Raw genomic sequence first — 20,101 nt, 5'->3', positions numbered from 1 at the left:
TAAACTTCTTTGAAATTCAGGGATTTACATCGTTTTTCTTTCTTAAAAAGTGGTGCCACCAGAAATCGTCATTTTGACTTAAGTGGCTGTATTTCTTATAGATATATTTTCAAAAAAGAAGTAATCTCCCGCTATTGCTCCACCAAATTTTTGCACTGCTTTGCGGCGAAATTCTTCACAACACATTTCCTACTACAAATATACGGAGAATCGTCGTAATTTGGAAATTTAAAGAATAGTTTTATTGACTATTATATTGAAAATATCCCCATCGAAGCAGAAAGTTGCTTCATATTGCTACAAATAAAGCAAAAATGTCCTTTTTGTACACCGCAATCTTAAATAATATGCTTTATTTTTGCCTAAATTGTTTATATGGAGAGATTTTTGTCTATATCGCCATCACCATTACTTGCACCGTATGTCAAGGAATATTGGTTTCTATCCGCAGATAGCACATGTCAAGGCAAACAACGTGCTATTCCTTCTGGATACGCAGGACTAATATTTAATCGGGGAGGTAATATCTATTCGGAAGAATACGGCTTGTATCCGAAGTCATATCTTTTTGGACAATCCGTTAGACCCGTAAATATGTGCTTTGACAATCTGAATATCGTAATAGTCGTTTTCCAGCCTATTGGTATTAAAATGCTATTGAATATGTCAGGTAGTGAGCTTAAAGGGCAAAATGTCGGGTTGGACTTACTAAGCCCACGATTTAAAGAATTAGAAATACGTTTGCTTGACACTCCTGATGAGCAAAGAGTTGTCTGTTTGATAGAGAATTTTTTGTTAGGATATCTCAATAGTGGTGAAGATTATAACTATAAGCGATATACTTCAGTTATTCAATCAATAGAAATGGGAGAAAGCAATATTTCTAAATTGGCTGAAAGCGCTTGTCTTGGATATAAACAATTCAAACGACTTTTTTCAGAATATGTAGGATTAAACCCAAAGGAGTTCATTCAGATAAACCGATTTTCAAAAACGCTACATTCGTTGCAAACGAATTCTTCAGCAAATCTAAATGAAATTGCTTACAAATATGGATATTACGACAAATCTCATTTAATAAGAGAAGTGAAATTTCTGTCAGGTTACACTCCGAATGAGTTTTTATCAAATGCAGACCCTTATTCTGATAATAGGTCATTGTTTCAATCTTTTTTTGTAGATATAAGAATATAAGCAACCCAATATGAAAATACTAATTTATGGAGCGGGAATTGTAGGAACTACCTACGGTTGGCAATTATCAAAAGCGGGTCACGAAATAGCTGTTTTGGTTAGACCTGAAAAGAAACAAGCTATAAAGGAAGAAGGCATTCATATCCACTGTGCAGATTTTAGAGGAGGAAAAAAGGAAATAGAGGATATTGTTTTTAAGCCTGATGTTATAGATTCCTTGTCAGCAGATAACAATTTTGAATACATTATTGTAACAACAAACAATCTTCATTTGAAAGAAATACTACCTGTTCTTTCCAAGTCAGCAGGAAACGCTCATATTCTTTTCTTTCAAAACATGTGGATTGATGATTTGGATAGCATTAATAAATATCTTTCCGAGAAACAATATTTTTTCGGATTTCCCTTTATGGTAGGCGGTGGCAGAGATGCAGGTTGTATATATAGTGCTATTTCTGGATTAAAACAATCGCATACTCCATTAGGAGAACCGAATGGAGAAATATCTGAACGAGTACGGAAAATAGCTGATGCATTTGAAGATGCCAATCTCAAACCAATTATCTACAATCAAATTAAAATTTGGCTTATAACCCACTATGCAGTTGCTGCTGGATTGTCTGCGGGAATCATGAAAGCTAAAAGCGGACGGAATTTTGCGAGCAATTCTGATATTCTAAAGGAAGCAATAAAGGCTATCAGAGAAGGGTTGGAAGTATGTCAAAAGTTAGGTTATAATCCGAAAGCAGTAAAAGCTAATGGGCTTTACTTTTTACCTTTCTTTATTGCAATTCCAATAGCCAAGAAGGTTTATGGTAATGAAGCATTATGCCTTATGTTTGACGGGCATACCCAGCATTCACCTGATGAAATGAAGAAAATGTTTGAAGACATTATAACGGACGGAGAAAAACACGGAGTTAAAGTTTACATTCTTAAGCAAATAAAAGAGGGGATATTCAATTAATGCATTAATCATTCAGTATACAAGGCTGTTCCTTGATATAATTCAATTAATTTATGCTTATGAATGATTTATTACAAATGAGGATATTCGGACTATTGTCTGAAACCTCACAGGAAGTAAGTAACGAAGAAATGCAAAATGCTTATGGCGAATTTGTTGAACAAATAAGAATCGTGGGGGATGGAAGTGATTATTCCACAGTCTACCGTATTCTTGTAGCTACCCGTATTGAGATAGCCTCACTCGAAACAGTACCTCTTTACGGGCAGGGGGAAAAATGCGCTTAAAAAGCTATTCTTACAAAAGACACTGGCAATTATTAACACAGAACTGGAACTACTAAATTTCAAAATTACACATCCTGAATCGTTTCCTTTGGCAACTCCATTGACATTTGAATCACCTTTATCGGTCATACCTAAGTTCCAACATCTTGGAATTATGGGTATGACTGAAATTCTTTCAGCTTTGATGTTGTTGGGTGGTATCATCGACAACACAGGCAAGAATCCAACTATCATTGCTTTTTCGGAAGTCTTTGAACAGGCTTTCGGATTTAGTTTTAACGGTATCTATGACCGTCAAAGCGAACTATTCAAACGCAAATCATGTAATCTCACCAAAACATTGGATGCTTTAAAAGCCGTCCTTATTAAAGAATATAAGAAACGACAAGCGGAAGCACTGAAAAATAAAGATGAAAAAAGATGAATTTGCAACAGGTTGATAAATAATAATTTGCATTTATAATATAGATGGGTCAATACCGGACTCCTCTATTTTTATTTCCTTATTCTTCCGTCCTTTGCTTCATCAATCGATTGGAAAACTTAATGTTCAACTAAAAAATGAAGCAAAATGTATATAGACAACGAAAACTTCGACAAGTGGATGGAACGACTATCTAAAAAACTCTCTGAAATCGGGCAAGACCTGAAATCGCTTATCAATACTGACAAGGTATTGGACGAAAATGATAAGATACTCGACAATCAGGATTTAGCTTTCCTGCTAAAAGTATCTTTCCGAACCCTGCAACGGTATCGGGCAAGTGGCAAACTCCCTTACTTTACGATAAGTCATAAGACCTATTACCGTGCAGCAGACATCCGGACATTTATTCAAGAAAATGCCGAAAGTAAGACCTATGAACGGTTCAAAAAGGAAAACCAACTCGATAAGCAAACCACTGCAAAACAAGACGGGTAATGTTACCGCTTGATGATGTGCCACCGCTCCCCATTTAGCAGAAACCGCCTCGCCTTGTGGCTTGGCTCATTTCGCTAAATGAAGCAAGAGGGAACTGGACAAGTCCTGTTCTTCCCTCTTGCCCTGCGGGGCAAAGCCTTCGGCTTTAATGGGTTACATTCGTAACCATTTATAACAGTGATTATAAGTGAAAAAAATATTATGCTTATAATCAACTAAATAAACCTCACTTTCTTTATAAAAAAGTTATAATCATGGATAGGACCAATAATATACCCACACTTACCACCATCGGAATAGACCGACTAACGAGTAAGTTAATAGATAAGCTATGTAAACGCTATTCACTGAAAAAAGGGGAAATAGTCAGGTTGGCATTTGTCTATATTGATAAAGCCTGTATCAACCCATCGGAAGCACCGGAATCCGTAAAATCGGAACTGGCGAAGATAAACAAACGGCAGGATGATATTATCCGCTTCATCCGACACTACGAGGAAGAACAACTCAATCCGATGGTGCGAACCGCCAATTCTATTGCCGTTCGGTTTGATACCATTTGCAAAACATTAGAAACTCTTATTCTTTCTTGGCTGGAAACCAGTCAGGGAAAACAAACAGCCGTATTGCAAAAAGTAAGTGAACAGTTTAGCAAGCACGCTGACGTAATCAACCAGCAAGGGAAGCAACTAAACGCACTCTATCAGATACACCAACGAGATTATAAGAAGCTACTAAATCTAATACAACTCTATTCCGAGTTATCAGCTTGTGGAGTAATGGATAGTAAACGGAAAGAGAACCTAAAGGCAGAGATTATCAATCTGATAAACACATAAAGCTATGCACATAGATTTTGCCCCATCATCAAACGGAACATACAACAATGCAGGAAGTAGCCGCCAATTAACTTCATACATGGAACATGAAGATTTGGAACGTATGGAGAAAGGAATCTATACCGATGGCTTTTTCAACCTGACGGATGATAATATCTACAAATCAAAGGTTATTAAGGATATAGATACTAATATCGGGCAACTGCTGAAAACGGATGCAAAGTTTTTCGCTATCCATGTCAGCCCATCGGAAAGCGAACTTCGGGCAATGGGAAACACCGAGCAGGAGAAAGCCGAAGCAATGAAACGGTATATTCGGGAAGTCTTTATTCCTGAATACGCCAAGAACTTCAACAAAGGACTATCCGGAGCGGATATAAAGTTTTACGGGAAGATACATTTTGACCGTAGCCGTTCCGATAACGAACTGAATATGCACTGCCATTTGATTGTGAGCCGGAAAGACCAAGCTAATAAAAAGAAGCTATCTCCACTAACCAACCACAAGAACACCAAGAACGGAGTTATCAAAGGTGGTTTTGACCGTGTGAACCTGTTCCAACAGGCAGAGCAAGGATTTGATAAACTGTTCGGCTATAACCGCCAATTATCAGAATCATTTGAGTATGCCAATACTATGAAGAACGGTTCTGTTTCCAAGCAGATTGAATTACAGGAACAGGATTTGAAAGAACCAAAACAATATTTCACTGGCGAAAATAAAAAAGAAGTATTCCAATCCAGTGAAAAAGAAAATATGATTCCTTGCAATATTGATAGCAAGCAAAACAATAAACACGCTTTCAATCAGGGGAATAATAGAAGCGGTGATTCTCTGTTATCTATCTTTTCACTGGGAGATGGCAACAATTATGATGCAACATTGGCAGAAAACTTACAGGCACAGAAGCGCAAGAAGAAAAGGAAGAAAGGGATAAGAAGATGATTGAATATGAGGAACTAAGAAACGATATAGACCGCTACCTGATGGAACGTTTCAAGTATAGTAAATCGCTCGTTTACCTGACGGTAGATAATATTATCGCCACCCGGAGAAACAGCCGGATAGATTTATATTTGCGTATCAGGAGAGTAGAAAGTCGATTTCCACCCGATTGTCTGATTATCGCCCGATTAGGTTTTAGTAAAGAACGGATAGGGCACGGAACACACTTTCTTAGGTTCTTGACCGAAGTAGCCCGAAAATATAGTTTCAATTATATTGGCATTGAGTGCGCCAACATCAAAAGTAGTGCATTTGCCAATAAATTAGGCTTTTATTCCATAAATGACGAGAATTACGCAATAGCAGCAACCAATCTAATATCTTATTCGCCAATGGAATAATCTTAATTAATCCTTTCTTTATCTGAACACAAAGTTATATTTCAAGAATAAAACGGCAACACCGAGCCGCAAGCGGTTTTTGTAAATTTCTTCCTTTTTCGTCCCGAAAAAGAGTAAATTTACAAAAAGTGTTGCCTTATTTATTCTTTCCATATGTAGGATGTTTATCAGAGAAAAAAAGGAAAAATATGTTGGTTGGAGTGAGCGTCACGGACATCGGCTGCCAATTCAGTCCACTGCATACCGTTTATTCAGATTAAAGGGAAGATTCTGTATAAGTAATCGGATGTTATTAAATGGGTGGAAGCCCACATTTGTATATAAATGAAAAATCCTGATTGAGTATTATAGCTCTCAATCAGGACTATTTCACATCATTATTTTTATTCTTAAATATCTGATACAAACAAATTATTACCTACTTTCTGCATATCATTTAGAATGCTTTGGTCTAATACACGTGCGTATCGTTTTGTCATGTTGATATTGGAATGTCCTAACATTTTTGCGACATTCTCAATGCTAACACCATTGGCTAAGCACACAGAAGTGGCATAGCTGTGGCGGGCTGTGTGCGTGGAAATTTCCTTATGAATCCCGCACAAATCGCTGATTTCTTTCAGATAACTATTCATTTTTTGATTGCAAGGGACAGGCAGTAAAACATTCTGTTTTTGACACTTTGAATTATCCTTATACTTCTCAATAATAGCCAAAGGAATATCCAGTAGCGGAATATTACACATATTCTTTGTCTTCTGCCGAGCCTTGCGAATCCAAAAGTTACCTTCTCTGTCTTTTACGATATGTTCAGCCGTTAGTTGCTTAATATCTATAAATGACAAGCCCGTATAGCATCCAAAAATGAAAATATCACGTACTAAATCAATACGAGGTAAATCAAATTTCTTATTTGTTATGATTTGCAATTCATCCCAAGTCAAGAACTCCCGATTGACTTCCTTTTCATGGAACTTGATACCAGTAAAAGGGTCTTTGTTTATCCACTCATTGGCAAGAGATAGATTAGTAATCTTTTTCAGGCATTTCATATAACGGATAACGGTATTTTGAGCACATTCCTTTTCTGTTTTCAGGTAAAAATCAAAAGCCCGAATAAACTCTCCGTTTATATCTTTGAGTGGTAAATCTTCTTTGTCATATTTGATTTTGATAAGTTCGGCTAAATAGCGTTTACAACTTTCATAACGACGTACAGTGACTAAAGCGAAGTCTTTGCCTACCAACTGGCGACATTGGTCGTTATGCTCTTGAAAAGTAGCTATAAGTGTTTTAGGTTCTTCTTTTTCTTCCAAGTTAAAGAATTTATCCCGAAGAATGGTAGCTGTTATAGGTAGACTTTCCTTTTTCAGCTCTGCATGTATATTATACAACTTGATTCGGGCTTCTTCGATATACTTGTTCAGGTCGTTTGATTTGCGGTCTTTACCACGAGAACATTCTTTCGCCTGATTCCATAGGGAAGGGGTAATACTTTTACGGATATTCGTTTCAGAACGAACATTATTAACCGTAATTCTCATACATACAGAGGCTTCACCATTCTTCAATAGTTTTGTTTTCTTTAGGAAAAACAAAACACTAAATGAATTTCTTTCCATCATTTTTCTACTTGTTTTAAGTGATACAAAATTATGGAAAAGTGGAGAGAGTTTCGCTATGTAACATGCTGACAAACAGAGTCAAACAAAGACAAAAGGTGGAGATGTATTATCTCCTTATTTGCTCCACCTTTTGCTCCACCGAAGTAGGTTGAAATTTGCTGTTTTTTGCGTAGCGGGTAAAAATAAAAAACTCCCGATATTCGCTGAATATCAGGAGTTTACTTCTTTTTGCATTCTCTAAAAGTGGTGCCACCAGCAACCGAAAATCGGTTTGTATAGCACTATTTCTCAATAAGTTATATCTTTATCACGATGTTAGTCCCTTGAATAAGGTTTTCACAGCTTTGCACCGTTCGACATTAGTTTGTATCTTGGGTACGATTTCTGAATACAAAGATAGTAATTAAGAAGTAAAAAACAAATAAGTATTAACGAATAATCTTGCCAACTTCACATAGTTTTTGAAAAGCAATACTTCCTGATAGTTTTTGGTATCTATTTAATCCTTTTTCTAACCCATTACATAATTCTTGATGTATATATGTTCCGACACTTAAAGCTGGAGTATTGTATAGAGTTTTAGCATATTGTAAATCAAATGTACAAAGTTGTTCTCTATTTTCTCTAATATCAGATACTGTTTGATTTATTCTATTATATTGTTGTAAATAATAAAAAGAGCATTTAGTATTTATTGAATCTTGGATTTTCATTTTGATAAAAATCTGTTGAGTTTTAATTTCTTGAGCTACTTTAAAAAACTTATCTATTGTTTCAAAATCGGAAGCTTTTAGTTTATTAGCAAACATGTGATTATATTTTAACCAACTATTCTCTTCAAAAATAATTCTTGAATAATATAATGGTTGTTCTGACAAACTGTTTCCTACAATCGCTTCCGCTTTCAATGTTTCAATATTTTCTTCAATATCCTGAATTTGAAGCTTCAATATAGTTGCTGCTGCTTGAAGTGCATTTCTTTTATTATTCCAATAGATAATAGCCGTAACACAAACAGTTATTGTCATTATAATAGTTTGTAAGAAATTTGATTCTAAAAAATTTTGTTCCATAAATATCTATTAAATTAATATATAATATCCTCCAGTTTTGGGTGCGCCTTTAAATTCTATCAAACCTTTGTCTTGTAAAATCTTGATATATCGCATAGTCGTTCTTAAGCTTTTGTTGATATGCTTACTGATTTCAGAAGCATTTAAGCCGGGAGTAGTTACCAATAGATTGAGAATAGCTTGTTCATTCTCGTTTATAGTATCATTTACTATGTCATTTACTATGCCATTTACTGTGTCATAGTTGGCAGAGTTAGAGATTTGGCGTTTGAATACTGCTGTAAACATCCCCTCTGTATGGAATTCCGGTTCAGGCAGATTTGCTTCCCTCATGGCTTCCTGCATACGAGGAATACCGGATGCAACTCTTTCTACTAAGTGCATACGGGTAAATAAACTGAAAATTAACGGATTACGTGTCATGCTTTTATGCCCGAAATCTTTAGCCACAACAGGCAGAAGTCCTCCGGGATTGGAAATCTCTACCCGGTCGTCAAACATTTCTATCATAATGCTTGCACCTTGTTCATAGTAATCACGATGTGACAGAGCGTTTATAATGGCTTCTTTAAATACGGTCAGAGGTATTTCCCAAATTTCTTCTCTTGGTCCTGTTCCCTCTATTTTATAGGCTACTTGCAGTTTACTTTCCAACCAAGCTATAGCCTGTAGGTATTGCTGGTACAATGAACCTCCGAATGTTTTATCATCTATAATATAGACTTTATTCGTTCCCTTGAAAAGAACACACCTTGTGATAGCATGTGGAAACTTTCGTTCAGGTTGCTTGCCGAAGAACATCGCTGCACCGTTCTTTGCCGTTCCATTCTCGGTAAACAGTTCCAAGTTTTCAAATATTTGTTTGTCGGGTGTGGATGGACTTAGTTTTGCTTCTGTTCGGAAATCCTTAATCATCTGTTCATCTGCATCTGTGTAGATATTGAACCAATGGCAGGGTATATGGTCGAAGAAGATTTTGTTACACTCCTGAAAGAAGCTGCGCATTTCTTCGGCTGTGCGAAGTTTCTGTGAGTTTGCCCCCTCACGGACATAGATAGAACCGGAGAATATATAAGGTTTATCCTTGCCGGACGGAACATCAATCACCCAAACAGTTTTATTCACAATATTTACGGAATACAGTTCACAGTGGAGTGCAGGAGATATTTCGCTGATAGAACCTTGAATAGCAGAACGCTTATCGTTTTCTAAGTTAGTATCTACCACTTGCCCGTTATCATCTACTCCAATAAGCAAATATCCTCCGTCTGCATTGGCGAAAGCACATATTTCCTCTGTCAGTTCACGAACCTTTGAAGGAACACGAACTTTAAACTCCACATTGTAGCCCTCTCCACTGTCAATGAGTGATTGTATGGTTTCTGTATTCAGCATAAGTTTTTATGACAATGATACAAAATTAGTTATTATGAAAATTAATCAATTCTCGTTTTCTTCAGCCATTTTTTTATATCCCCAATCAACCAAATATTTAATGAATGGAATAAGCTCCTTGCCTGTCTTGGTTAAAGAGTATTCGACTTTTGGGGGAACTTGGGGATACATTTCACGATGAATCAAATTATCCATTTCCAACTCTCTCAAGGTTTGTGTGAGCATCTTTGTACTTATGTCGGATATTTCACGGCTCAGTTCACCATATCGCATAACCGTATGTTTTGACAGAGCCCAAAGAATACGTCCTTTATATTTCCCTCCTATCCGTTGGAAAGCAAAATCAAGCACACAAATATCTTTTTTAATGTTCTTATTCATTTTTATTTGAGCACATTAATTTGATAATCAATATTCGATACCTTTTAGTCTGTATCATACTAAATTGTACATACTTGATACAAAGATAGTAAACATTTAACTTTGTGGGAAATATTAAAAGCATAAAAATGAAAAAACAGAAAGCATTAATTCTTATAGACCTCCAAAATGATTATTTTGAAGGTGGATTATATCCACTGGTAGGCAGTTTGGATGCTGTATTAAAAGCGCAAAAACTTATACATTATTTTAGGTTAAATTCCCTACCAGTTATATATATACGGCATATTTCATCTAGACAGGATGCAACTTTTTTTCTACCTGATACTATAGGGGCAGAAATACATAGCAGTGTTGCTCCGATAAAAAACGAAGATATAATTATTAAACATTCTCCGAACAGTTTTTATCAGACAGAATTAAATAATTTGTTACAATCTAAAAATATCACAGATGTAGTTATTTGTGGTATGATGACACACATGTGCGTGGATGCTACCGTAAGAGCTGCTAAAGACTTGGGATATAAATGCACTATAATACAGGACGCTTGCGCTACTAAAGATTTAGAATTTCAAGGTTTTAAGGTAGAAGCAGAAAAAGTGCAAGCTGTTTTTTTAGCTGCATTAACACCATTTTATGCCACTATTATATCGACTGACGAGTACATAAAATCATGTTTAACGACACTTTAAATTAAAGAAAATGAAAAGAATCCTTGAATTGAGCATATTTCAGTTATTGTCTGAATATACTCAACACAAAGCATCTGTTGCAGAGTTGACAGATGCTATCAATGAATTGACTGCTTATTTAGTAGAAATAAGTACAGTAGAACAGGATTATGCAGTCCTATTACGTTTTTATTCAATGGGATTAAACAAGCTCAAATTGTATCGTATGCAATTTGGGCAAAAGGAAAATACCCTTTACGCAATTTATTGATGAAGCAATAGGAATAATAAATACAGAAATTTATATTATAAGGTTACGAATTAAATATCCCGAACAGTTCAGGACACATTCTAATACACAACCACTTTCCCCTCTCTACCTCGCTGACAAGACAACCCTTATCAACATCATGGAAATGGTAAGCGGTTTGTTCCTCTCCAAAGACATCGTGTATCAGAACGGCAAGCCCGCCTACTTGGTGGACTTGGCGAAAGCCTTTGAATGGCTGTTCAACATCAAGATAGGCGACTGTTACCAAAAACATGAGGACGTGATAAAACGAAAGCCGGGCAAACTGACCGGGTTTCTTAATGGATTGGTAGAACTTATCAAAAAGGAACATGACAAGAAAGGGTACAGATAACCAACGGCTTACGATTTATTTATAGGGGATTCCATTAGTTCCCCTATAATTTCTTTGCACCTGTTTTCTGAACTTTGCTTCATCAATCGATTGACAGACCATAATGTATAATCAGAAAAATGAAGCAATCATGTATATAGACAATGACGATTTCAGCGTATGGATGCAGAAGCTGTACGCCAAACTGGAAGAACTCTGCAAGGATGTACGGGTACTGCGCAATGCCGACAGGGTGCTGCCCGAAGATGACAACCTGCTGGATAATCAGGACTTGTGCCTGCTGTTCAAAGTAAGTATCAAGACCCTGCAACGCTACCGGGCTATCGGTGCGCTGCCGTACTTCACAATCAGCGGAAAAGTGTACTACAAGGCTTCCGATGTCCGGGAGTTCATCAAGGAGCGGTTCAGCGTTACCACGTTGCGCCAGTTCGAGAAAGAACACTGCACGAAGAAAAAGAAGTGAATTAAAAAGCCGGGGCGGTTCTGTTCCGGCTTCGCTTTTGTTTTATGGCTTGCCTAATTTGTCGGCTTGCTCCCTTAGCTGCTCGGCTTGTTCGTTTAACAGCCTTGCCCGTTCCAACGCTTCCGCCTGCTTTCTGCTGCGGTATTCAAAGCCTTTCACCGAATCGGTCAGGCTTCGGATGAAATCGTTGTCCCGTTCCCTGCTGAACCTCGTTTCCAGCAAATCAAGGCTGCTGCCGTCTGCCTTTCCTTTCATCAGGATATAGCGGTATTTTATATCGTTGTCCTGTAACCGCTGCATCCTTTGTATAAACCGCACATTCAACACAAGCGACACAAGGCAAATGATTATCCCTGCTGAAAGAAGAAAGAACTTGGGCTTCAGACAGGGAGTTACCCGGTATGTCAGTTTGCCGTACCATGAAACGGGCGTTATTTCTCCGGCTGGTGTATCATCAGCCGGGAACAACACCTTTAACCACTCCTTGAAATATCGGTGCGAGGTCACGATAAGCCCCTTTATATCTTCAAGGTCCTGTTTTTGGTTCCCGGACTGCCCTTTTCCGATACTGCCGATTTGGTTTAGAATCTCCTGCACCATGTTTTCAGTAATGCCGGATTTGCCCTGCATTTCCGAAATGCGCTGTTCGATAACGTCCAGTCGGTTAATCGTTTCCTCCCGGCTGGCTGGCGTTCCCTGCTTCTCCTGCCGTTCTTTCAGTTCCGTAACCATGGAGAGAAGCCCCTCCAAAATTAAATTATCTTCCATGTCCCTATAATTTTAAGTGTCGTTTCTTTTTTCTCTTTTTCCTTTCACCGGGATTGTCGGGTGTTTCATCAGCCGGAGAGGACGGGGCGGAGAATAGACCGCCCAAGCCTGCCAGTAACGGACTGTCTGCTTTAAACGGTGTCCGTGTCGGTTCTTGAACAGGGACGGAAACCGTCTGTCGGTTGCTTCCGGCAGTGTTCAGTTCCGCATCCCCGAAACATTTATCCAGCTTGGAGAAACTGAAACTGCGGTCTATCTCCGAACCCTTGAACGTGTATTCACCTTTGGAAAAAGATATGCCCTGCACTTCGCCAGTCTGTCCCCTGTACTTGAAATGAATCCCGATACCCTTTTCTGCCAGTCGGGTTTGTAACTGCTGCCAGTTCCTTGATTTCCCGATTTCATCCTTTACGGCATTGTAAATCTCGTATTTGGATTTGTCCGGTTCTCTCAAACGGTGCTGCTTTACATGCTCCTTGCCTTTAGCGAAGTAAAGCCCGTGTTTGGCTTTCAGCTTCTTGCATACCTGCTCGTTGCGGTACATGTCGTTCCTGTCCGAAATGGTCTTGCCGTTGTTGTCTATACGGTTGAACACGATATGCACGTGCGGATGTTCCCGGTCTTGGTGGCGCACGATGATGTACTGCGTATCGGTGATTCTCATTTCACGCATATACTCCTGCGCAAGCTGTATCATTTTCCCGTCTGTCAGCTTGGGTGCGTCCACTGGGGAATAGCTTAGCGCAATATGTCCGACAGGCTTTTTCAGGTCGGGGTTCATCCCGGCTTGCAGTATGAAACTGCGTATGATGTCCCGGTTGCTTTCGGCTAACACTCCCTCCGCATGAAGTAAGGTAGCCTGTTCCTTGCCGAGTACATAGTTCACGCAGCCTTTAAATCCGCTTCCCTTTTTTATTTTTCCAATCATCCGACAGTTGGTTTATGATTTCAACAATCCTGTTTTTGAGTTTCACCAGTTCCACCGCTACCAGTGCGAACCCTCCGGCATTCGCCCGGTGCGCCAGTTGGTTGATGTTGTTGGCTTCGCCCGCCAGCTTGCGGATAGTGTCCGCATCCTGCCTGTTCAGCCGGGGCGTTACCTCTGCCGAAACGACCGCCTGCCGGACGTACTCGCTGACACGCAGCCCGGCTTCCCCGGCTCGCTTCCTGATTGCGTAGAACTGTAACTCGGTCAGTTTCGTGCTGACTACCCTGTTCTGCTTGTCTATCCGGCTTTTTGCCGGGCGACCTCCCGGTTTATTCCTTATCCCTGTCATACGTTTTTGCTTTTAGGTGGTATCTTAAAAATTGCGACCAACGGGAGAAATTTTCTTTGCTGTCAAGCAAAGCAAGGTGTTTCGGTCTACCGAAACATAACCTTGCTCTCCCTAATCACACAGCCTGCCGTCGGTTCATGCCGTCAGCCTTGCAGGTCACATCCTTAGCCCTCTCTTTCTTTTTTCACCCGGATTTTGTCTGTTGCCTTGCTCTGGCTGGGATATGTTGCCGGGCTGCTTCATCCTGCTTTCAAAGCCCCGCTTTTCCGGCTGGCTTGCCTTTATCCCACGCAGATAGTCGTTCAGGTCATTGTGACCGCTGTACAGGTGTGATGCGTCACGTACACGCCATTTGTATTCCTGCCTTATGGCTTCAACCGCTTTCCTGCCTGCCTCGTCATTGTCAAGCATACAGTGTATATGCCCGTAACCAGCCAGCGGATATAAGGCTTTATCTACGTTGGCGGTGGAGTTCAGGATAACGTAATCCTGCCAGTCGGTACAGGGCATACCAGGGCTTTCCCGCTGCCGGATAGTGAGGAATGAAAGATAGTCCATAAAGCCCTCGAACACGAAACAGGTATCTCTCGGCTCTCCCTTTTGCCTTATATGGGTGATGTCTTTCGATGTGCTGCCCTTGAAACGGGGATTGCGAAGCTCGTAACCTCCTGAATCATTCCTGAACGCCAGCGCAAAATAAGGCTTTCCACCGATGCGGTAATACATTTCCTGCACGTATGGGGCTGCCGTTCCGGGGGAAATCCCCCTTTCCAGCAAGTAGCGCATGAGTGCCGGATTCTGTAACGGCTGTATTCTGCGTATCTCTATCGGGCTGGCAGCCTGCCTTTTCGTGTCCCTTTCGGGCAGATCTTTCCCGTGAAAGGAAAAAGAGGCGGTGTCGCCCTGTTCCAGCCGACAGATAGCACCGTAGGCGTTGCACCCGTTCTGCTTCATCACAAGGTCGATGAGCGTCCCGCCCTCGCCAGTTCCGTAGTCACACCATAGATTGGCGTTATAATCCACCTTGAAACTCGGTGTGTTGTCCTCCCGTAAGGGGCTACGGTACATCCCGTAACTTCCTTTTTCCGTGACGGGCTGGATTCCCAAAGAGTTCAGGTAACCCTTGATACTGATATTGTTGGCTTCCTTGTAGGTCATAATCTTTATTTTTTTGATGTTGATAAATTGCAGTAGCACAGTAAGAAGTCAGTAAGAAGAAATGTTACTATGTTTCTGCGCATAATTCTTTTTCTTTCAGCGGATTATCTCTTATACAGTAAGATAAGTAAGTTATTTCTTCAAAAGAGGATAGAAATATAACCCTGATATTTCCTGCGGTTTTTCTTTTTCCAAACTTTTCCAAAAGTTTGCGGTTTTATCTTACTGCTTACTGCGCTATTATTAAATGTTTGATATACAAGCTATAAAATAAAAATATATCTTACTATGGCAGTTACTGCGTTGCAGTAATACCCAATCGTAAAATGACCGTGCTAACCGTAATCGCTGTTTGTACAGGATGTTTGAACAGGCTTTATCCTATACCCATATACCGAATAGGTCTGTTTGTCGATACGTTTCTGTACCCGTTTGAACCCGGCTTTGCGTAACGCTTCTCCCAGCCGTTTTTCAGATAGTTGCATGGGGCATATATCCCGTAAGCGTGCCAGTATCTGTGCCGTTGTCATAAAAAACAGGGTTTCTTCCCCCTCTGTCGGCTTCTCAAAGTATTGTGCCAGCATCTCGAACTCGACCGTCTGCACCTCAAATTCCGCATTTGTCAGGTGCAGTTCCCCAATCTCCGCATCATTGAACCAGTAACGCACGCCCTGACGGTACAGGTACATGATTTCGGAATAGACGTTATCCATGCGGATGCTTTCTGCCGTGGGCTTGTCTATGCGCAGCACCTCGAACGGCAAGAAACGCCTGCTACCTGTCGGGTCGGTCAGGAACTCGTTGCCGTTCACCGAAGCCATGAAGCTGGCGAGGTGGGGGTATTCCTCTATATAAACATCATACGGTCTGCGGTATTTTACCGCCGGGGTGGTGATAAGGTTCTTTAATGCGTTCTCGTTCTGCTTGTTGAGTTCCTTTAGCTGGTCGTCAATGTTGATGAACAGGTATTCGGCTATCAGTGTCAGGATGTCTTTGCCCTGCGGGTCTATCTTCCCGGTGAACAGGTAGTTCTTAAGCGGTGTCGGGCAAAGGTTGTCCAGCCACCACGATTTGAACTGCCCCTGCCTATCCCCGGTCAGCACCAAACAGGTATGGTTCTGACATCCCGTGTCGTTCATCGCGTTGGCTACCACACCGATAAGCCATTTCGTGAAATATTCCTCCCATTTGCCGGGGTTGGCTACCTGTACCGTGTTCAGAAGCCTGCCGATATGTCCGTGTTTGGCAGGATTCAGTAAGGGCAGGGCGTTGAAGTATTCCTGTATGGGATGTACCTTTCTTGCGAAATCGCTTTCCAGTATGGTACGGATGTTCTCGGCAGAGGTGACAATACCAGCGGTTGCGTCCAGCCTGCGCCTGAACGAGTTCAGGACGAATTTCGTAACGGGCTGGTACAAGTCCGAAGAACTTGCAGCCCGGTATTCCGTCCGGCTCTTTACGGTGTTGAACCGGAAATCGTACAGGACGTTCAACAGGCTTTCGATGCGCTCGTTCTTTGACTGCCAGCCCTCGATATGCCGTGTTTCATCACCTCTTTTCTTTTTCATCGGGAAGTCTGTTAGAAGCCGGGACATACTGCTGCTGCATCCACTTTTTGAGTTCCTCCATGTCGAAACGCAGGGTACGCCCACGCTTGACACACGGTATCATCCCCTTGCCGGCTAAATGATACAGGTAATTGACCGAATACCCGGTTATACCGCTGGCAACGGATATTTTGACTAACACAGGCTCTTTTCCGTCCTGCCGTTCTTCGGGCTGTGCGCCCGTGACCGGGGCAATCATCTTTTCGATGTTCTCCAGCCGTTTGAAAATTTCTTCGAAAGGATTGTTCATAAGTGCTTATTTTTTGAATTAGCACCACAAATAAAATAAGAAAAATCGGTAAAAAACAAAGCGTCAGCCGTTTGGAATCGCTTTGCTTCGCTCTACACCAAATTAATGTCGGCGAATAGAAAACGGCTTTGTGTTCATTACCTTACTTATTTAAGGAGTGGAGAAAAAACAGTTTTTTTGTTATCGGTTCGTTTCTTTCGTGTTGTTGTTGGGTTGGCGGTGGACATTTTCGGACACGCAAGGTCATTTTCGGACAGAGGGGAACAACCTATTATTCAGCCTTATATATTTGCACCAGTGAAGAAAAACGGAGTATTGACAAGAATAAATATATCGGTTATGGAAATAGTGACGATTGAAAAGAAAACCTTTGAACTATGGAAACAGAGGTTTGAAAATTTTGTGGGTCGTGTGGATGCGCTCTGCGTGCCTTTACGCAGGAAGCGTGACAAATGGCTGGATAACTGCGAGACTTGCCGTCTGCTGAATGTTTCAGCCCGGACGATGCAGACTTACCGTGATACGGGAAAACTGCCTTATTCGCAGATTAACAATAAGATTTACTACAAGGCTTCGGACGTGGAAGCCTTTCTGCTTGACCAAGTAAGGGACAATTCTAAAAAGTAGGCGTATGGATTTGATAACGAAAGATTCCGAAACCACGCTGGTACTGTTTTCTTCCCTTGACAGGGTGCTGGAAAACGTGGAGTACGTGGTAATGAACTATCGCCCGGTATTGAACGGTGAACACTACCTGACGGGCGATGAGGTGTGCAGGCGGCTTTGCATCAGCAAACGGACGTTGCAGGATTACAGGGACACGGGGCTGCTGGGCTACGTGCAGCTTCCGGGAAAAATCATCTACCGGGAAAGTGACATCATGGATTTGTTGGAAAGGTTCTATCAGAAATGAAATCTTGAAAACATGAAATCTTGTTTTCTTGCTTTCTTGAAAGATTGAAATATTGAAGTATAGCTGTCTTGTTTTCTATATTGTTTGGTTGAAAGCCAGCAATCACAGTTTTCAAGAAACCGTGATTGCTGGCTCTTTTGATTTTTATTTAATTGATTTCTCTGTGCTATATGTTAAATACAGAAGAACCATTAGTTTGTATTACATATTCAAAAGTGATTTCATCGTTATAATCTCCTCGCTTGTCGTCTTTTAATGCAAGAATTTTTATTGCAGCATAAAATCCATTTATATTTTGTAACACGACAATTTGGTTAATAATTGGAGTCCTAATTCTTGATGAACTATCATATATGCGAGCATCAGTTATTTGGTTAATATCCGATAAATCTTTAACTAAGGCAACTGTTGAGACACTTGCGGAATCGTTGTATATGTGAATACTTCTATTGCTTGCTTTAGAAAAGCATAATTCAAACATTAATTCATTTTGACCAATACAATATCGTCCATTGTTATTTGAATAATCAAAAGTTACAAGTCCTTTTACCGCCGGAGAAACGTATTTCTCATTTGAGGGTATAAATCTTTGTTTTGCAAAATCTTTTATATTCTTAAATGGATTTTTTCCAATAGGAGGAATAGGTAATACTGGTTCATCAAGAATATCTCTTAATAATTCTTCATATTTTGATTCATATAGATTAGAATCATTGAAATCAATATATTGTCTTCCACCTAAGAATATAGGAACTTTTTTAGTTGTATCATTGTTTCTAATAAGTGGGATAACCCAATTTGAATTTTGGTCTTGAATGTACTCTGCTGATATTATCTGTTTTTCATATCCAGCTCCACCTTTACCCTCATTGGCTTTTGTTACATATTTTTCTGAACATATACAGATTACTCTTTGTGATTTAGAAAGTCCTTGTTCCATAAATGCAGCCAAATCGCTACCTAATTTTAAATTCCATCTATCTAAGATTATATCAACTCCATTTGAACGTAATCTTGTAGCAAGTTGTAGAACCCACTCTTTATGCTCTTCATTGTCATGTGAGTAAGATACAAAAACTTTTGGTATCATAGTTCCCTTTTATTTGATTGATTTACACAAAAATAAAATATAAAACTAATATGAGCAAATTTTAGAAACCAAACTTTATACGCTAATATAGAATCTTTAATTCTTAGAAATTTTAGATTCCACTATCTGCATATCCCTTAATATTGTTTGGTCTAATACCTTTGCGTAGTGCTGTGTCATTCGGGTGGATGAATGCCCCAGCATTTTAGCCACGTTCGGCAGTGACACGTTGTTAGCCAGTGCGATAACCGATGCGAAACTGTGGCGGGCTGTATGCGTGGTCAGGTTCTTTTTGATTCCGCACAGGTCGGCAATCTCTTTCAGGTAACTGTTCATCTTCTGATTGCAGGGAACGGGCAACAAAGTTCCTTTATCCATGCAGTAGGGGTTATCCTTATATTTTTCAAGTATCTGTTTGGGAATGCTCAAAAGCGGGATGTTACAAAGGTTGTTTGTTTTTTCACGGGGTTTCACTATCCACAGGTTGCCGTTGCTGTCCTCTGAAACGTGTTCGGGGCGCAAGTTATACACGTCTATGAATGCCAGCCCGGTATATACGCAGAAGATAAAAACATCCCGTACCAGTTCCAGCCGTTCAATCCTGAACTCTTTCTGCCATATCCGGTTTATCTCGGCTTGGCTTAGGAACTGTTTGTTTACCTCCACCTCGTGAAACTTGATTCCGGCAAACGGGTTCTTTGTCAGCCACTCGTTGGCAATGGCAAGGTTTATCACTTTCTTGAAGCATTTCATGTACCGGATAACGGTGTTTTGTGCGCAATGTTTCTCCGTCTTTAGGTACAAATCGAATTTACGCACCAGTTCCCCGTTTACCTCACGTAGTAGCATATCATCTACCTTGTAGTCCCGTTTAACCAGTTCCATGAGATATTTAAGGCAATTATCGTAACGTCTTACGGTAATATCGGCATAGTCCGTCCCGATTAACTTCCGGCAGTTGTCATTATGCTCCTTGAACACATTGCATAATGTCTTGAAAGTCTCGTCCTTTCCCTGATAGCGGTTCACTATGGCACGTGCGGAGATAATCTTTCCCTCCAGTTCCAAGTCTTGGTAAATCTGATAGAATTTCACACGCAGGGCGTCAATGTAATGGTTAAGTTCGACTGAATTTCGGTCTTTGCCTGTCGATTTCTCTTTTTCCTGCGACCAGAGTGGGACTTTTACGCTCCGCTTTAGTTGAAGTTCCACGTATAGGCGGTCATA

26 protein-coding genes are annotated in these 20,101 nt (G+C 40.2%); 14 read left to right on the top strand and 12 right to left on the bottom strand.

The genetic code is table 11. The features are described 5' to 3' along the window. The first annotated feature begins 375 nt into the window (after positions 1 to 375). The 8 genes from DWY79_RS20050 (at position 376) to DWY79_RS20015 (ending at position 5,556) form a co-directional block, all read left to right on the top strand. Entirely contained in the window at positions 376 to 1,194 is an 819-nt protein-coding gene (locus DWY79_RS20050) for an AraC family transcriptional regulator (protein ID WP_122370203.1), read from the top strand. Positions 1,195 to 1,204: 10 nt separating this feature from the next. Beyond that, entirely contained in the window at positions 1,205 to 2,161 is a 957-nt protein-coding gene (locus tag DWY79_RS20045; RefSeq protein WP_122370201.1) for a ketopantoate reductase family protein, read from the top strand. Positions 2,162 to 2,220: 59 nt separating this feature from the next. Further along, positions 2,221 to 2,448, top strand: coding sequence for a hypothetical protein (locus tag DWY79_RS20040; protein ID WP_029257134.1), 228 nt, complete (start codon positions 2,221 to 2,223; stop codon positions 2,446 to 2,448). 154 nt (positions 2,449 to 2,602) lie between these two features. Further along, entirely contained in the window at positions 2,603 to 2,872 is a 270-nt protein-coding gene (locus tag DWY79_RS20035) for a hypothetical protein (RefSeq protein ID WP_122297758.1), read from the top strand. 147 nt (positions 2,873 to 3,019) lie between these two features. After that, entirely contained in the window at positions 3,020 to 3,370 is a 351-nt protein-coding gene (locus DWY79_RS20030) for a helix-turn-helix domain-containing protein (protein ID WP_122370199.1), read from the top strand. A gap of 254 nt (positions 3,371 to 3,624) precedes the next feature. Continuing rightward, complete coding sequence (locus DWY79_RS20025; RefSeq protein WP_122370196.1) at positions 3,625 to 4,209, top strand: BfmA/BtgA family mobilization protein; 585 nt, start codon at positions 3,625 to 3,627, stop codon at positions 4,207 to 4,209. 4 nt (positions 4,210 to 4,213) lie between these two features. Next, on the top strand, positions 4,214 to 5,155 hold the full coding sequence (locus DWY79_RS20020; RefSeq protein ID WP_122370194.1) for a DUF5712 family protein: 942 nt from the start codon (positions 4,214 to 4,216) through the stop codon (positions 5,153 to 5,155). Next, on the top strand, positions 5,152 to 5,556 hold the full coding sequence (locus DWY79_RS20015) for a GNAT family N-acetyltransferase (RefSeq protein ID WP_122370192.1): 405 nt from the start codon (positions 5,152 to 5,154) through the stop codon (positions 5,554 to 5,556). Before DWY79_RS20020 ends, DWY79_RS20015 begins: the two co-directional genes overlap by 4 nt. 389 nt (positions 5,557 to 5,945) lie before the next feature. Here the strand turns inward: DWY79_RS20015 and DWY79_RS20010 are convergent, their stop codons facing one another. The 4 genes from DWY79_RS20010 to DWY79_RS19995 form a co-directional block, all read right to left on the bottom strand. Further along, on the bottom strand, positions 5,946 to 7,178 hold the full coding sequence (locus DWY79_RS20010) for a site-specific integrase (RefSeq protein WP_199705253.1): 1,233 nt from the start codon (positions 7,176 to 7,178) through the stop codon (positions 5,946 to 5,948). A 431-nt stretch (positions 7,179 to 7,609) separates the two neighbouring features. Next, positions 7,610 to 8,254 (bottom strand): hypothetical protein, encoded by a 645-nt coding sequence (locus DWY79_RS20005; protein ID WP_016277446.1) that lies wholly within the window; start codon positions 8,252 to 8,254, stop codon positions 7,610 to 7,612. Between the two features lie 9 nt (positions 8,255 to 8,263). Further along, complete coding sequence (locus DWY79_RS20000) at positions 8,264 to 9,649, bottom strand: helix-turn-helix domain-containing protein (RefSeq protein WP_122370188.1); 1,386 nt, start codon at positions 9,647 to 9,649, stop codon at positions 8,264 to 8,266. A 45-nt stretch (positions 9,650 to 9,694) separates the two neighbouring features. Continuing rightward, positions 9,695 to 10,030: a helix-turn-helix domain-containing protein gene (locus DWY79_RS19995; RefSeq protein WP_007653850.1), complete on the bottom strand. Its 336-nt coding sequence runs from the start codon at positions 10,028 to 10,030 to the stop codon at positions 9,695 to 9,697. Between the two features lie 128 nt (positions 10,031 to 10,158). Between DWY79_RS19995 and DWY79_RS19990 the strand changes: the two genes are divergently transcribed. The 4 genes from DWY79_RS19990 to DWY79_RS19975 all read left to right on the top strand — a co-directional run bounded on the left by DWY79_RS19990 (position 10,159) and on the right by DWY79_RS19975 (position 11,811). Then, complete coding sequence (locus tag DWY79_RS19990) at positions 10,159 to 10,725, top strand: cysteine hydrolase family protein (RefSeq protein WP_044245705.1); 567 nt, start codon at positions 10,159 to 10,161, stop codon at positions 10,723 to 10,725. A 10-nt stretch (positions 10,726 to 10,735) separates the two neighbouring features. Further along, a complete protein-coding gene (locus DWY79_RS19985; RefSeq protein ID WP_007653839.1) occupies positions 10,736 to 10,975 on the top strand; it encodes a hypothetical protein in 240 nt (79 codons plus the stop codon). Further along, positions 10,938 to 11,348: an RteC domain-containing protein gene (locus DWY79_RS19980; protein ID WP_007653837.1), complete on the top strand. Its 411-nt coding sequence runs from the start codon at positions 10,938 to 10,940 to the stop codon at positions 11,346 to 11,348. The genes DWY79_RS19985 and DWY79_RS19980 overlap by 38 nt, the downstream gene beginning before the upstream one ends. 130 nt (positions 11,349 to 11,478) lie before the next feature. After that, the gene (locus DWY79_RS19975) at positions 11,479 to 11,811 is read left to right on the top strand and encodes a helix-turn-helix domain-containing protein (protein ID WP_005645903.1); all 333 of its coding nucleotides are present in this window, start codon (positions 11,479 to 11,481) and stop codon (positions 11,809 to 11,811) included. Positions 11,812 to 11,853: 42 nt separating this feature from the next. Here DWY79_RS19975 and DWY79_RS19970 read toward each other — a convergent pair whose 3' ends face one another. From DWY79_RS19970 to DWY79_RS19945, 6 genes are all read right to left on the bottom strand, one after another. Next, positions 11,854 to 12,579 (bottom strand): hypothetical protein, encoded by a 726-nt coding sequence (locus DWY79_RS19970; protein WP_122370186.1) that lies wholly within the window; start codon positions 12,577 to 12,579, stop codon positions 11,854 to 11,856. A 4-nt stretch (positions 12,580 to 12,583) separates the two neighbouring features. After that, a complete protein-coding gene (locus DWY79_RS19965) occupies positions 12,584 to 13,507 on the bottom strand; it encodes a relaxase/mobilization nuclease domain-containing protein (RefSeq protein ID WP_025866772.1) in 924 nt (307 codons plus the stop codon). Beyond that, a complete protein-coding gene (locus DWY79_RS19960) occupies positions 13,473 to 13,856 on the bottom strand; it encodes a MobC family plasmid mobilization relaxosome protein (protein ID WP_061438282.1) in 384 nt (127 codons plus the stop codon). The genes DWY79_RS19965 and DWY79_RS19960 overlap by 35 nt, the downstream gene beginning before the upstream one ends. 156 nt (positions 13,857 to 14,012) lie before the next feature. Further along, a complete protein-coding gene (locus DWY79_RS19955; protein ID WP_122370184.1) occupies positions 14,013 to 15,014 on the bottom strand; it encodes a toprim domain-containing protein in 1,002 nt (333 codons plus the stop codon). Positions 15,015 to 15,349: 335 nt separating this feature from the next. Further along, a complete protein-coding gene (locus tag DWY79_RS19950) occupies positions 15,350 to 16,582 on the bottom strand; it encodes a VapE domain-containing protein (RefSeq protein WP_122370182.1) in 1,233 nt (410 codons plus the stop codon). Further along, a complete protein-coding gene (locus DWY79_RS19945; protein ID WP_016277453.1) occupies positions 16,563 to 16,871 on the bottom strand; it encodes a helix-turn-helix domain-containing protein in 309 nt (102 codons plus the stop codon). The genes DWY79_RS19950 and DWY79_RS19945 overlap by 20 nt, the downstream gene beginning before the upstream one ends. 339 nt (positions 16,872 to 17,210) lie before the next feature. On the opposite strand from DWY79_RS19945, the gene DWY79_RS19940 reads away from it, so the two are divergent. Together DWY79_RS19940 and DWY79_RS19935 are read left to right on the top strand one after the other, a co-directional pair. Then, positions 17,211 to 17,498 (top strand): helix-turn-helix domain-containing protein, encoded by a 288-nt coding sequence (locus tag DWY79_RS19940; RefSeq protein ID WP_025815054.1) that lies wholly within the window; start codon positions 17,211 to 17,213, stop codon positions 17,496 to 17,498. Positions 17,499 to 17,502: 4 nt separating this feature from the next. Continuing rightward, on the top strand, positions 17,503 to 17,784 hold the full coding sequence (locus tag DWY79_RS19935; protein WP_009126223.1) for a helix-turn-helix domain-containing protein: 282 nt from the start codon (positions 17,503 to 17,505) through the stop codon (positions 17,782 to 17,784). Positions 17,785 to 17,950: 166 nt separating this feature from the next. On the opposite strand, the gene DWY79_RS19930 is transcribed toward DWY79_RS19935, so the two are convergent. After that, positions 17,951 to 18,874 carry a toll/interleukin-1 receptor domain-containing protein gene (locus tag DWY79_RS19930; protein ID WP_122370180.1) on the bottom strand — a complete coding sequence of 308 codons (924 nt, stop codon included), beginning with the start codon at positions 18,872 to 18,874 and terminating at the stop codon, positions 17,951 to 17,953. Between the two features lie 96 nt (positions 18,875 to 18,970). Then, positions 18,971 to 20,101 (bottom strand): site-specific integrase (locus DWY79_RS19925; protein ID WP_147431810.1); only part of this gene is annotated, 1,131 nt, incomplete at its 5' end.

Source organism: Parabacteroides sp. AF27-14, from assembly GCF_003635425.1.
Taxonomy (GTDB): Bacteria; Bacteroidota; Bacteroidia; order Bacteroidales; family Tannerellaceae; genus Parabacteroides; species Parabacteroides distasonis.
The sequence above is the reverse complement of the archived record's forward strand: the minus strand, read 5'-3'. Positions and strand labels throughout refer to the sequence as shown.

Coding starts and splice junctions, on each gene's coding strand:
- DWY79_RS19985 (WP_007653839.1), top strand. CDS start 10,736: ATGAAAAGAATCCTTGAATTGAGCATATTTCAGTTATTGTCTGAATAT.
- DWY79_RS19945 (WP_016277453.1), bottom strand. CDS start 16,871: ATGAACAATCCTTTCGAAGAAATTTTCAAACGGCTGGAGAACATCGAA.
- DWY79_RS19935 (WP_009126223.1), top strand. CDS start 17,503: ATGGATTTGATAACGAAAGATTCCGAAACCACGCTGGTACTGTTTTCT.
- DWY79_RS20030 (WP_122370199.1), top strand. CDS start 3,020: ATGTATATAGACAACGAAAACTTCGACAAGTGGATGGAACGACTATCT.
- DWY79_RS19960 (WP_061438282.1), bottom strand. CDS start 13,856: ATGACAGGGATAAGGAATAAACCGGGAGGTCGCCCGGCAAAAAGCCGG.
- DWY79_RS20045 (WP_122370201.1), top strand. CDS start 1,205: ATGAAAATACTAATTTATGGAGCGGGAATTGTAGGAACTACCTACGGT.
- DWY79_RS19995 (WP_007653850.1), bottom strand. CDS start 10,030: ATGAATAAGAACATTAAAAAAGATATTTGTGTGCTTGATTTTGCTTTC.
- DWY79_RS20010 (WP_199705253.1), bottom strand. CDS start 7,178: ATGGAAAGAAATTCATTTAGTGTTTTGTTTTTCCTAAAGAAAACAAAA.
- DWY79_RS19975 (WP_005645903.1), top strand. CDS start 11,479: ATGTATATAGACAATGACGATTTCAGCGTATGGATGCAGAAGCTGTAC.
- DWY79_RS19990 (WP_044245705.1), top strand. CDS start 10,159: ATGAAAAAACAGAAAGCATTAATTCTTATAGACCTCCAAAATGATTAT.
- DWY79_RS19970 (WP_122370186.1), bottom strand. CDS start 12,579: ATGGAAGATAATTTAATTTTGGAGGGGCTTCTCTCCATGGTTACGGAA.
- DWY79_RS19930 (WP_122370180.1), bottom strand. CDS start 18,874: ATGATACCAAAAGTTTTTGTATCTTACTCACATGACAATGAAGAGCAT.
- DWY79_RS20035 (WP_122297758.1), top strand. CDS start 2,603: ATGGGTATGACTGAAATTCTTTCAGCTTTGATGTTGTTGGGTGGTATC.
- DWY79_RS20020 (WP_122370194.1), top strand. CDS start 4,214: ATGCACATAGATTTTGCCCCATCATCAAACGGAACATACAACAATGCA.
- DWY79_RS20050 (WP_122370203.1), top strand. CDS start 376: ATGGAGAGATTTTTGTCTATATCGCCATCACCATTACTTGCACCGTAT.
- DWY79_RS19955 (WP_122370184.1), bottom strand. CDS start 15,014: ATGACCTACAAGGAAGCCAACAATATCAGTATCAAGGGTTACCTGAAC.
- DWY79_RS20025 (WP_122370196.1), top strand. CDS start 3,625: ATGGATAGGACCAATAATATACCCACACTTACCACCATCGGAATAGAC.
- DWY79_RS20000 (WP_122370188.1), bottom strand. CDS start 9,649: ATGCTGAATACAGAAACCATACAATCACTCATTGACAGTGGAGAGGGC.
- DWY79_RS20040 (WP_029257134.1), top strand. CDS start 2,221: ATGAATGATTTATTACAAATGAGGATATTCGGACTATTGTCTGAAACC.
- DWY79_RS19940 (WP_025815054.1), top strand. CDS start 17,211: ATGGAAATAGTGACGATTGAAAAGAAAACCTTTGAACTATGGAAACAG.
- DWY79_RS20005 (WP_016277446.1), bottom strand. CDS start 8,254: ATGGAACAAAATTTTTTAGAATCAAATTTCTTACAAACTATTATAATG.
- DWY79_RS20015 (WP_122370192.1), top strand. CDS start 5,152: ATGATTGAATATGAGGAACTAAGAAACGATATAGACCGCTACCTGATG.
- DWY79_RS19950 (WP_122370182.1), bottom strand. CDS start 16,582: ATGAAAAAGAAAAGAGGTGATGAAACACGGCATATCGAGGGCTGGCAG.
- DWY79_RS19965 (WP_025866772.1), bottom strand. CDS start 13,507: ATGATTGGAAAAATAAAAAAGGGAAGCGGATTTAAAGGCTGCGTGAAC.